The sequence below is a fragment of the Vibrio sp. D173a genome (assembly GCF_030248475.1).
Genome location: NZ_JAHGAH010000282.1, coordinates 1 through 10614 on the forward strand (window position 1 = coordinate 1; position 10614 = coordinate 10614).

The following is a 10614-nucleotide window of genomic DNA, read 5'->3' on the forward strand; positions in this document are numbered from 1 at the left end:
AAATTTTCCATGTCAAACTGTTTGTGTTTCAACACGGCTTTCGTCCCACAACAAAAATAAGTGACATCATAAATTGGCATCGTTCCCCTCAATGGCTTTTTTCTAGTGCGATTTCACTCATCGCACTAGCTCTTTATAACAACTTTACCATACCTATAGTTATTCATGTTTTGCTAATATTCGATTTTGCGAAAATGATAATTGGTTGTGAATTACTTGAAAGAAAACGCGTAAGCTTTAGTTTTCATCCGAATATCAAAAATCCCAGCAATCGCTGGGATTTTTATTGGAATTCATTTCTATTCTTGTATCGGCTCGTTTTCTTCGGTGCTTGGCAAGGCGTTCCATACCGCTTTCACTAGCGTTGCCAATGGAATCGCAAAGAACACACCCCAGAATCCCCACAATCCACCAAATACCAGCACAGCCACGATAATGGCAACAGGGTGAAGGTTTACCGCTTCTGAGAACAATACAGGTACTAATACGTTGCCATCCAATGCCTGAATAATGCCGTAAGCAACCAATAACCAATAGAACTGTGGTGTAAGACCCCATTGGAACAAACCGACAATCGCAACAGGCACAGTCACCGCAGCCGCACCGATGTATGGGATCAGTACTGACAAACCCACCGCAACAGCAAGTAATGCAGAGTAGCGCAGGTCTAGAATCGCAAACGTCACGTAGCTCACGCCACCTACGATAAGGATTTCTAAGACTTTACCGCGAATGTAGTTAGAAATTTGCTCGTTCATCTCATGCCACACTTTGTTCGCTAGCTTACGGTTTTTCGGCAGAATGCCACTTGCCATGCTCATCATCTCTTCTTTGTCTTTCAACAAGAAGAATACCAACAGCGGAACAAGGATCAGGTAAACCGCCAACGTTGCCAAACTAACCAAAGAAGCCAGTGAGCCCTTCACAACACTCTCACCCAAGCCAAGCGCCTGGTTCTTCGCGTTAGTCACGACGGTTTCGACAATTTGTAAGTTTGCTAACTCAGGGTAGCGCTGTGGCAAAGTTGCAATAAACTTTTGCAGCCCCGCATACATGTTCGGGATGTCGTTGATTAAGTTTCCGACCTGAGTCCAAATGGTCGGCACTAAACCAAATACGGCAATCAGCATCAAACCAATAAAGATGAGAATGACGGTAATCACAGAGAAGGTACGAGGAATACCCAAACGGCACATTTGTGTCACTGGCCATTCAAGTAGGTATGCAAGAACGATCGCCACCAACAATGGCGCAATCAAATGCCCGAAGAAGTAAATAGTGATAAAACCGAACAGCAAGATCGCCACTAGGCTCACTGCATGTGGGTCAGAAAAGCGTCGCTTATACCAACGACTTACCATTTCAAGCATCTTATGAAGGTTCCTTATTGAATACTGTCAAAGTGAAGTGTTCTGGCGAAGCTTGGCAATCCACCGTATAACCTTGGTGACGCAAATACTTCACGATGTCGTGTTTAGAGCTTTTGTCCACCACTTTAATGACAAGCTGATGATATTGCGGTGTTTCTCCCTGAAACACATCTGCAGCGTGACGCTTAGCAAGTAACAGTGCCATAGGGCAGCGTTGCTCACGCAAATCGAGTAACATGGATTCCATTGTATTGCTCTGCACTTGTGATAGGGTTGTATTGTAACGGCTTTTTGAGCTGGTGCTAGTGATTTAAGCGTAGACGACAATGACTTCTAAATTAACAATTTAAAATTATGTGTATGACAATTTACGAAACCAATTCGTTTATCTTCGGTCTTATTGCTAGCATATTCATCCGACACGGATGACCATAAAGCCTGTGCTGACGTTGAAAGGAATTCATCTCTCAAGCACAGACTCGGTATTTTGGAGAATCTTTAAACCGTATGTTAAAACGCACTCGCTCGCTAGTTTGTTTATGCCTTGCTACTGCATTGAGTACACCTGCGCCGATTTACGCCAATAGTCTCGACCTCCCTGATATTGGTACGGCAGCTGGGGGCACGCTAACAATCGATCAAGAGTTGATTTACGGCGACGCCTACATGCGTATGCTTCGATCAAGCAGCCCTATTGTTAGCGACCCTGTCATCAATGAGTACATTGACACCCTCGGTCACCGTTTGGTCGCGAATGCGAATGACGTAAAAACTCCGTTTCATTTTTTCATGATTCGAGATCGCAACATCAACGCATTCGCCTTCTTTGGCGGTTATGTTGCTCTGCACTCGGGTCTGTTTTTACATGCTCGTACCGAAAGTGAACTGGCCTCTGTTGTCGCGCACGAAATCGCGCACGTCACACAGCGCCACCTCGCACGAAGCATGGAAGAGCAAGCACGTCGTTCTCCTGCAACGATGGCTGCATTGGCTGGCGCGCTATTACTCGCCATTGCCGCCCCAGAAGCAGGCATGGCAGCCGTAACGGCAGCAACCGCGGGCAACATGCAAAGCCAAATCAACTACACCCGCTCAAACGAAAAAGAAGCCGACCGTTTTGGTATCGCGACACTGGCAAAAGCAGGCTTTGACGCACAAGCAATGCCACGTTTTTTTGGTCGCCTAGCGGATGAATATCGCTACGCCAGCAAGCCACCACCAATGCTGCTGACTCACCCATTACCAGAAGACCGTATTACCGATAGCCGAGCACGTGCCCGAGCTTATCCGCCAATGCGCATCATGCCGTCGATTGACTACCATTTGACGCGAGCTCGGATCGTTGCGCGTTACGCAGGTATCGATGGACAAGCTGCGATGGGATGGTTTAAGCGCACTCAGAAAAAAGCTTCACCAGAAATCATGCCATCGTTTGATTACGGGCGTGCGCTGGTTCACTTAGATAACAAACGCCTGAGCGAAGCAGAACCGCTGCTGAAAAAGCTACTACAGCAAGACCCCAGCAACCCATTCTACCTAGATGCAATGACAGATTTGTACATTGCGCAGAAAAAGCCACAAAAAGCGGTCGATATGCTGAGCAGCGCACTAAAACGTAATCCGCAAAACAACGTCTTAACCATCAACTATGCCAACGCATTACTTGAGGCGAAGAAAGACGAAGAGGCAGTACGTATTCTGCAGCGCTACACTCACGATAACCCAGAAGACACCAATGGTTGGCACCTGCTTTCAAAAGGCAACCACGCTCTGGGCAACAATGATGAAGAACTCGCCGCACGTGCCGAAATTTTGGCATTGCGAGCAAACTGGAACAAAGCGATCCAGTATTATAGTGAAGCAAGTAAAATTGCTGAGTTGGGCAGCTTGAAACAAGCTCGATATGATTCTCGTATCGACCAACTGATGATCCAAAGAGATCGATTCATGGCATTACAATAACGAAATGGAGAAAACCATGTCAGTCGTGATTTATCACAACCCTCGTTGCTCGAAGAGCCGACAAACTCTAGAACTGCTTGAGCAAAATGGTGTAACACCGGAAGTGGTTAAATACCTAGATACACCGCTTAATGTTGAACAACTGAAAGCACTTTACGCTCAACTTGGTTTTTCTTCAGTACGCGAAATGATGCGTACCAAAGAAGACATTTACAAAGAGCTAGCACTTGGTGACGCCTCAGTGACTGATGAGCAGCTCTTCGATGCAATGGCGCAAAACCCTAAACTGTTCGAGCGCCCTGTTGTGGTTGCAAACGGTAAAGCGAAGATCGGTCGTCCACCAGAGCAAGTGTTGGAAATTCTATAAATGGATTGCCAGATCCTCATTTTGTATTTCAGCCGTCATGGCTCAACAAAACAGCTGGCAAGACAGATAGCAAGAGGGGTTGAATCGACTCCTCATTGCGAAGCGATTTTGCGTACAGTTGAAGAATTGTCACCTCACTCACATACCCCTTCTGATCCAATTGTTACTCTAGATGAATTGAAGCAGTGCGATGGTCTCGCGTTTGGCAGCCCAGTATGGTTTGGCAACATGGCAGCGCCGCTCAAGCACTTTTGGGATCAAACCACACCTTTGTGGGTGAATGGCGACCTTATCGATAAACCAGCCTGTGTGTTTACCTCATCGTCTTCAATGCACGGTGGTCAAGAGACGACGCTGCAGAGCATGATGACCCCACTTCTGCATCACGGCATGATGGTGTTGGGTATTCCTTACTCAGAGCCCGAACTGCACACCACAAAGTCTGGTGGTACGCCTTACGGGGCAAGCAGTGTAGGACACGAACCAAGCCTTACTGCAGAAGAGATTCGTCTCGCACAACAATTAGGAAAACGACTGGCAACCGCAGCGCAAAAGCTCAAAGGAAGTCAGTAAGCTCAAGGATAAGTAAATCGATGTCTGACATTATCGACCAACCACCTCTCAGCACACGCACCCAAACCTATCGCTATATGGCGCTATTTGGCAATTTGGCGTTATTGGCTTGGGTCGCGATTTGGCAACTAGCCCTTTCCCCTCACCCGCATCTGAGCAGCACTACGCTGGCGATTGCGTGGTGTATCCCTCTATTATTACCGCTTCCGGGTATCCTTGCGGGCAAGCCTTACACACACGCGTGGGCAAACTTCGTCTTAATGCTTTACTTCTTGCACGCCCTAACGATTCTGTATGTTGATGGCGGTGAGCGATGGTTAGCCGTTGTGGAGTTAGCGCTTACCTCACTTGGCTTCGTCGGCAACATATTGTTTGCACGAGCACGAGGTAAAGAATTAGGTTTGAAGCTAAAACGCTTGTCTCAAGTTGAGAAAGAAGAGAAAGCGAAATTCAATAAGTGATAAGGAATAAGCTCAGAGACATCCAGCTTCAGTCTCTGCATGATATTCGCCAATGAATGTTGGAAATGTAGCAACCTTATTTAGGACGGTACATACATAAAAAGAGTCGCACTAGGCGACTCTTTTTTGTTCGTTTTTTATTGAATACGAGCTTAAGTCAGATGATCTTCAACCACGTCTGTTTCTAGCACTGGCGCGATTTCTGACTCTTCCTCTACTGGCTCAGCTTGAGTACGCACAGGCGCCTTCCACTTATAGATCAAGTCGTATTGCACTGGTGCCGGCTGAGCGATCACAGGCTGTTCTGGCTGAGCCTGCTCGTTCGCCGTATCGAGTTCAACCACATTCGCCGTTTGACCTTCTTCTGACTCTGCTGGCAATTGTGCTGGTTGAGCAGGTTCTACCGGAAGCTGCACTGGTGTTGCTGGTTCCATACCCACCATCGGATCTTCAGTCACTTCTAACGGACGAATCGAAGACGCTTCTTGCTCAAACGCCTGCTGTGAGGCCAATAGATGAATCGTTAGCGTCACTTGGTTGCCTTGAATACGCTTGATTTCCGTACCCGCTACCGAGTTAAGCTTGGTTAGCGAATTCTCTAGCTCAAAGAAATCCATTGCTGATTCAACGTTCAGTACTTTCACATCTAGGGCTTTAGAAGATTTGCTTGAAACCACCACCGCACTCTTATTCGCGTAGTAATCAGCAATACCGCCCATCATCGCAGGAATCGCATTCGCACCTGATGCAGAACCACTGCGTGGAGACTGCTTTGATTCAGACAATTGTGCTGGTGATTGGTCGTACAGAGTCCAGCGAAGCTTATCGCCTTGAACGCGTACGATCAGTACCGCATCGACCGGGTAACGTTGGCTCGCTTGGCTAATTGGATCAACGAAATCACCCCAAAGGTCAGACACGTTCACACCCGTCACATCATCAAAATCACCCACAGGCATAGTGACTGGTAAACCACGCGCTTGTGCGGCTTCACGCAACGCAGCTGCACTTGCTGAATCTGAGTGCTCCCACGTAATCGTGCGATCGTAACCCTGCTCTTCTACCATCCACACCAGAATGTTGGCACGGTTTGGTGACCACAATGGAAGCTGAGCTTGAGTCAGCAGTGAACGGATTTGGCCGCTGTTAAACAGCATCTTCAAGCTGTTTTGACCATCAATTTGGCCGTAGCCAAGTTGAGAAATATAGCGAGAACTTGAACCCACTGCTTTCTTAATTACTGGGTTGCTAAGGGAAGATTGGCTGCCAGTCGCACGCACAATCACATCTTGCATACCTTGTTGACGAGCGAGTTCTTCGCCGTCTTTTTGCTCACCGTCGATCGCCACTTCGGCACGATAGATATCCACCTGAGTTAATGCATAAACTGGCAGAGACAACCAACCTATCAATAAGAGAGCTAAATAGCGCATAGTTTTCATAATCCTCTGAACAAGAACACGCATGATAAGCAACTATCAAAACTTGAGCAAGAAGAGTACTGAGTGAATTGTCGGTATTCTGACCAAGTTAAAACCCACTATGAGAACAAACTATTCCTTTCAATTATCAATCCATCCAAAAATTTGATCTAAGTAACATTGCAATCGATTGCCGTAGTGATAATATTCCGCGGATTTGTCTGCGTATCTCTGAATAGGAAATAATTATGAAAAATGCGTTACAAGGCGCTCAGATGCTCTTTGTCGCTTTTGGTGCTCTCGTGCTGGTACCACTACTGACTGGCCTTGACCCAAACGTTGCGCTATTTGGTGCTGGTGTGGGTACCCTTCTTTTCCAACTGATTACTAAACGTTCTGTCCCAATCTTCCTTGCCTCTTCTTTTGCGTTTATTGCTCCTATTATGTTCAGTATCCAAACTTGGGGTATCGGTGCAACCATGGGTGGCTTAATGGCTGCAGGTTTGGTTTATGTGGCTCTGGGCGCAATGATCAAAGTACGCGGTGTTGGCTTCATCCATAAGATTCTGCCACCCGTTGTGGTTGGCCCAGTTATCATGGTAATTGGCCTTGGTCTGGCACCTACGGCAGTAAACATGGCAGTAGGTAAAACTGGTGACGGCGCAGTGCAACTTATCAATGGCGATGCGGCAGTTATCATCTCAGCAGTATCACTGCTAACAACGATTGCACTGAGCGTGTTTGCGAAAGGTTTCCTAAAGCTGGTTCCTATCGTTGGCGGTATCTTGGCAGGTTACTCTGTTTCTCTATTCTACGGCGTAGTGGATTTCACTCCGGTTGCGCAAGCGGCTTGGCTAGCCATGCCAAACTTCACCGCACCAGAGTTCAACATCAATGCGATCTTATTCATGATCCCAGTGGCTATCGCTCCAGCAGTAGAGCACGTGGGTGACATGCTAGCGATTTCAAACGTAACGGGTAAAAACTACCTGAAGAAACCGGGTCTGCACCGCACCATCGCAGGTGACGGGGTGGCAACAATTGCGGCTTCTATGGTTGGCGCGCCACCAAACACCACTTACAGCGAGGTAACCGGTGCGGTAATGCTAACGAAAGCATTCAGCCCAGTGATCATGACATGGGCAGCTATTACAGCAATCGTCCTTGCTCTAGTGGGTAAGCTTGGCGCGATTCTTCAAACGATTCCAGTTCCAGTAATGGGCGGTATCATGATTCTACTGTTTGGTTCTATCGCAACCGTTGGTCTAAACACACTGATTAAGAACAATGTTGACCTGCACAAGTCTCGTAACCTTGTGATCGTAGCGGTAACACTAGTATTTGGTATCGGCGGCATGGCTTTCGGTATTGGCGAGTTCAGCCTACAAGGTGTGAGCCTATGTGGTATCGTTGCAATCATTCTTAACCTAGTGCTACCACACGACCTTGGTGAAAACCACGTAGTAGATAATGCACAGATGGAAGAAGACAACGCGAAGTAAGTATGGTGCGGCTTGATTGATTTAAGTCGCCCTTCCTGATCTCGCATCTCGTAGCTAACTTTCAAATAGCAGAGACAAAAAAAGGCTTGGTTTTCACCAAGCCTTTATTTTTGAATTCAGTAAAAACAATAATGCTTATTGAGTACCGAAGATCTTGTCACCTGCATCACCAAGACCAGGAACAATGTAACCTTTGTCGTTCAGCTTCTCATCGATTGCCGCTGTGTATAGCTCAACATCTGGGTGCGCTTTTTCTAGTGCTTCGATACCTTCAGGAGCCGCTACAAGAACAAGAATCTTGATAGCCTGACAACCTTTCTCTTTTAGAAGATCGATTGTTGCGATCATAGAACCACCTGTTGCAAGCATTGGGTCAACAACTAGAGCAATACGCTCATCGATGTTAGAAGCAAGCTTGTTGAAGTATGGTACTGGCTCAAGTGTTTCTTCATCACGGTAGATACCTACAACACTGATACGTGCGCTTGGCATGTGCTCAAGAACGCCATCCATCATACCTAGACCTGCACGCAGGATTGGCACTACTGTTACTTTCTTACCCTTGATTTGGTCAACTTCTACAGGACCATTCCAACCTTCAATGGTTACTTTCTCTGTTTCAAAGTCTGCAGTCGCTTCGTAAGTAAGTAGGCTACCGACTTCTGTCGCTAACTCACGAAAACGCTTCGTGCTGATGTCACCTTCTCGCATTAGACCGATTTTGTGTTTCACTAGAGGGTGTTTAACTTCAACAACTTTCATTTCCATCTCCGGCTTTATTGGCAATATTTAAACAAACCTTCAGATTATACATGATTTTTGCAGGGATATCAGGATAGATCACTAAAGAAAAAAACCGACGCAAACGTTTGCTATCTGTATTTAACCACTGGTAGAATAGCGCCGTTTTCATATCCAACTTAAAAACCGAGGACTTCCCTGTGAGTGGTAACAACTCTTCTCTTAGCTATAAAGACGCTGGTGTAGATATTGATGCAGGCAACGCGCTTGTAGATCGTATTAAAGGTGCGGTTAAGCGTACTCGTCGCCCTGAAGTGATGGGTGGTATCGGCGGTTTTGGCGCATTGTGTGAATTGCCGACAAAATACAAACAACCTGTACTGGTTTCTGGTACTGATGGTGTAGGTACAAAACTTCGTCTAGCACTGGATATGAACAAGCACGACACCATCGGTGTAGACCTAGTCGCGATGTGTGTAAACGACCTAATCGTGCAAGGTGCTGAGCCGCTATTCTTCCTAGATTACTATGCGACTGGCAAGCTAGACGTAGACACAGCTGCAGACGTAGTTTCTGGTATCGCTGATGGCTGTGTTCAAGCAGGCTGTGCACTTATCGGTGGCGAAACAGCTGAAATGCCGGGCATGTACGAAGGCGAAGACTACGACGTTGCTGGCTTCTGTGTTGGCGTAGTAGAAAAAGAAGACGTGATTGACGGCACGAAGGTAGCAGCGGGCGATGCACTTATCGCGGTTGGCTCAAGCGGTCCACACTCAAACGGTTACTCTCTTATCCGTAAGATCCTAGAAGTATCTGGCGCAGATAAGAACGAAGAGCTAGCAGGTCGTACTATCGGTGAACACCTACTAGAACCAACGAAGATTTACATCAAATCAGCACTTAAGATGATTGAGAAGCACGACATCCACGCGATCTCTCACATCACTGGTGGTGGTTTCTGGGAAAACATCCCACGCGTACTGCCAGAAGGCACTAAAGCCGTGATCGACGGTAACAGCTGGGAATGGCCAATCATCTTCAAATGGCTACAAGAGAAAGGCAACGTTGAAACGCACGAAATGTACCGTACGTTCAACTGTGGTGTTGGTCTAGTCGTGGCACTACCAAAAGACCAAGCGGACGCAGCAGTTGCACTTCTAAAAGAAGAAGGCGAAAACGCATGGATAATTGGTGAAATCGCTCAAGCAGAAGCCAATGAAGAGCAAGTTGAAATCCAATAACTCGCGAATCAAGCTCAAAAAATAGAAAGAATGAGGACGCGATGTCCTCATTCTGCTATCTGGAACATCGAAAACCATTCTAATAGTAGGTAATTTAGCGGATACGCACTTCAAACCTACAATAGCAAGGCAGTCTCAACATCATGAAAAACATAGTGGTCCTCATTTCGGGTAACGGCAGTAACCTTCAAGCCATCTTGGAAGCTTGCGAAGACAGTATGCCAAATGCACAAGTCGCGGCGGTGTTCTCCAACAAAGCTGATGCTTATGGCTTAGAGCGTGCAAAACAGTTTGATGTGAATGGGCATTTTGTCGATCCAAAAGCATTCGAATCACGTGAAGACTTTGATGCTGAACTGATGAAACAAATCGATGAATACCAACCGGACGTGATTGTGCTTGCAGGTTATATGCGTATTCTCAGTGGCGCGTTTGTTTCCCATTATCTGGGTAAGATGATCAACATTCACCCTTCTCTATTGCCTAAGTATCCGGGTTTACACACCCACCAGCGCGCGATTGATGCAGGCGATAAAGAGCATGGCACTAGCGTACACTTTGTCACAGAAGAGTTAGACGGCGGCCCTGTGGTACTGCAAGCCAAAGTACCCGTATTTGAAGACGACGATGCCGATGCACTCGCTGCACGCGTTCAGACTCAAGAGCACAAGATCTACCCAATGGTGACTAAGTGGTTAGTCGACGGGCGATTATCGATGACCGAAGGCAAAGCGTATCTCGATGGTTTTGAGCTTGGTGAACACGGCTACGCTGACGAGTAATTCTGAATACCAAATTCCAAACGCAAAAAGGCAGCGATCAGGCTGCCTTTTGTTATTTTAAATCTTATAAGCTTGGTTCAATGAAGCCGTTGTCAAACTAGAAACCAAAACTAACTGCCTAAAAAGTCCTTGACACCACCTTAGCAATACAACACTCGGATAGTAGATTCTGAATCTGACTCAATGGTATGGAC

At 46.7% G+C, this 10614-nt stretch carries 11 protein-coding genes; 7 read left to right on the forward strand and 4 right to left on the reverse strand.

Annotated elements, in window-relative coordinates; translation table 11 throughout:
• Positions 1-299 precede the first annotated feature (299 nt).
• Both KIV40_RS24135 and KIV40_RS24140 read right to left on the reverse strand, forming a co-directional pair.
• On the reverse strand, positions 300-1370 hold the full coding sequence (locus KIV40_RS24135; RefSeq protein ID WP_005533973.1) for an AI-2E family transporter: 1071 nt from the start codon (positions 1368-1370) through the stop codon (positions 300-302).
• A gap of 1 nt (position 1371) precedes the next feature.
• Complete coding sequence (locus KIV40_RS24140; RefSeq protein ID WP_045421711.1) at positions 1372-1608, reverse strand: sulfurtransferase TusA family protein; 237 nt, start codon at positions 1606-1608, stop codon at positions 1372-1374.
• Between the two features lie 269 nt (positions 1609-1877).
• On the opposite strand from KIV40_RS24140, the gene KIV40_RS24145 reads away from it, so the two are divergent.
• Genes KIV40_RS24145 through KIV40_RS24160 form a run of 4 tightly spaced genes read left to right on the forward strand, consistent with a single transcriptional unit; the run spans position 1878 to position 4733 of the window.
• Complete coding sequence (locus tag KIV40_RS24145) at positions 1878-3332, forward strand: M48 family metallopeptidase (RefSeq protein ID WP_285351717.1); 1455 nt, start codon at positions 1878-1880, stop codon at positions 3330-3332.
• 16 nt (positions 3333-3348) lie between these two features.
• Entirely contained in the window at positions 3349-3699 is a 351-nt protein-coding gene (gene arsC / locus KIV40_RS24150; RefSeq protein WP_005433077.1) for an arsenate reductase (glutaredoxin), read from the forward strand.
• Positions 3700-4272, forward strand: a complete 573-nt coding sequence (gene wrbA, locus KIV40_RS24155) for an NAD(P)H:quinone oxidoreductase (RefSeq protein ID WP_005433010.1) — start codon at positions 3700-3702, stop codon at positions 4270-4272.
• Positions 4273-4292: 20 nt separating this feature from the next.
• Positions 4293-4733, forward strand: coding sequence for a DUF2069 domain-containing protein (locus KIV40_RS24160; RefSeq protein WP_005432995.1), 441 nt, complete (start codon positions 4293-4295; stop codon positions 4731-4733).
• Positions 4734-4885: 152 nt separating this feature from the next.
• Here the strand turns inward: KIV40_RS24160 and KIV40_RS24165 are convergent, their stop codons facing one another.
• Positions 4886-6166: a DUF2066 domain-containing protein gene (locus tag KIV40_RS24165; RefSeq protein WP_050912840.1), complete on the reverse strand. Its 1281-nt coding sequence runs from the start codon at positions 6164-6166 to the stop codon at positions 4886-4888.
• 236 nt (positions 6167-6402) lie between these two features.
• On the opposite strand from KIV40_RS24165, the gene KIV40_RS24170 reads away from it, so the two are divergent.
• Positions 6403-7656, forward strand: a complete 1254-nt coding sequence (locus KIV40_RS24170) for a uracil-xanthine permease family protein (RefSeq protein ID WP_285351720.1) — start codon at positions 6403-6405, stop codon at positions 7654-7656.
• A 135-nt stretch (positions 7657-7791) separates the two neighbouring features.
• On the opposite strand, the gene upp is transcribed toward KIV40_RS24170, so the two are convergent.
• Complete coding sequence (upp, locus tag KIV40_RS24175) at positions 7792-8418, reverse strand: uracil phosphoribosyltransferase (RefSeq protein ID WP_005533963.1); 627 nt, start codon at positions 8416-8418, stop codon at positions 7792-7794.
• Positions 8419-8597: 179 nt separating this feature from the next.
• Here upp and purM point away from each other — a divergent pair, with 179 nt between their 5' ends.
• Both purM and purN read left to right on the forward strand, forming a co-directional pair.
• A complete protein-coding gene (gene purM / locus KIV40_RS24180) occupies positions 8598-9638 on the forward strand; it encodes a phosphoribosylformylglycinamidine cyclo-ligase (protein ID WP_285351722.1) in 1041 nt (346 codons plus the stop codon).
• A 143-nt stretch (positions 9639-9781) separates the two neighbouring features.
• A complete protein-coding gene (purN, locus tag KIV40_RS24185) occupies positions 9782-10420 on the forward strand; it encodes a phosphoribosylglycinamide formyltransferase (protein WP_045395122.1) in 639 nt (212 codons plus the stop codon).
• Positions 10421-10614: the final 194 nt, after the last annotated feature.

What these genes read in the sequence shown, in the direction of transcription:
- arsC (WP_005433077.1), top strand. Translation starts at nt 3,349, where the DNA reads ATGTCAGTCGTGATTTATCACAACCCTCGTTGCTCGAAGAGCCGACAA.
- KIV40_RS24170 (WP_285351720.1), top strand. Translation starts at nt 6,403, where the DNA reads ATGAAAAATGCGTTACAAGGCGCTCAGATGCTCTTTGTCGCTTTTGGT.
- KIV40_RS24145 (WP_285351717.1), top strand. Translation starts at nt 1,878, where the DNA reads ATGTTAAAACGCACTCGCTCGCTAGTTTGTTTATGCCTTGCTACTGCA.
- purN (WP_045395122.1), top strand. Translation starts at nt 9,782, where the DNA reads ATGAAAAACATAGTGGTCCTCATTTCGGGTAACGGCAGTAACCTTCAA.
- KIV40_RS24135 (WP_005533973.1), bottom strand. Translation starts at nt 1,370, where the DNA reads ATGCTTGAAATGGTAAGTCGTTGGTATAAGCGACGCTTTTCTGACCCA.
- KIV40_RS24160 (WP_005432995.1), top strand. Translation starts at nt 4,293, where the DNA reads ATGTCTGACATTATCGACCAACCACCTCTCAGCACACGCACCCAAACC.
- KIV40_RS24140 (WP_045421711.1), bottom strand. Translation starts at nt 1,608, where the DNA reads ATGTTACTCGATTTGCGTGAGCAACGCTGCCCTATGGCACTGTTACTT.
- upp (WP_005533963.1), bottom strand. Translation starts at nt 8,418, where the DNA reads ATGAAAGTTGTTGAAGTTAAACACCCTCTAGTGAAACACAAAATCGGT.
- KIV40_RS24165 (WP_050912840.1), bottom strand. Translation starts at nt 6,166, where the DNA reads ATGCGCTATTTAGCTCTCTTATTGATAGGTTGGTTGTCTCTGCCAGTT.
- wrbA (WP_005433010.1), top strand. Translation starts at nt 3,700, where the DNA reads ATGGATTGCCAGATCCTCATTTTGTATTTCAGCCGTCATGGCTCAACA.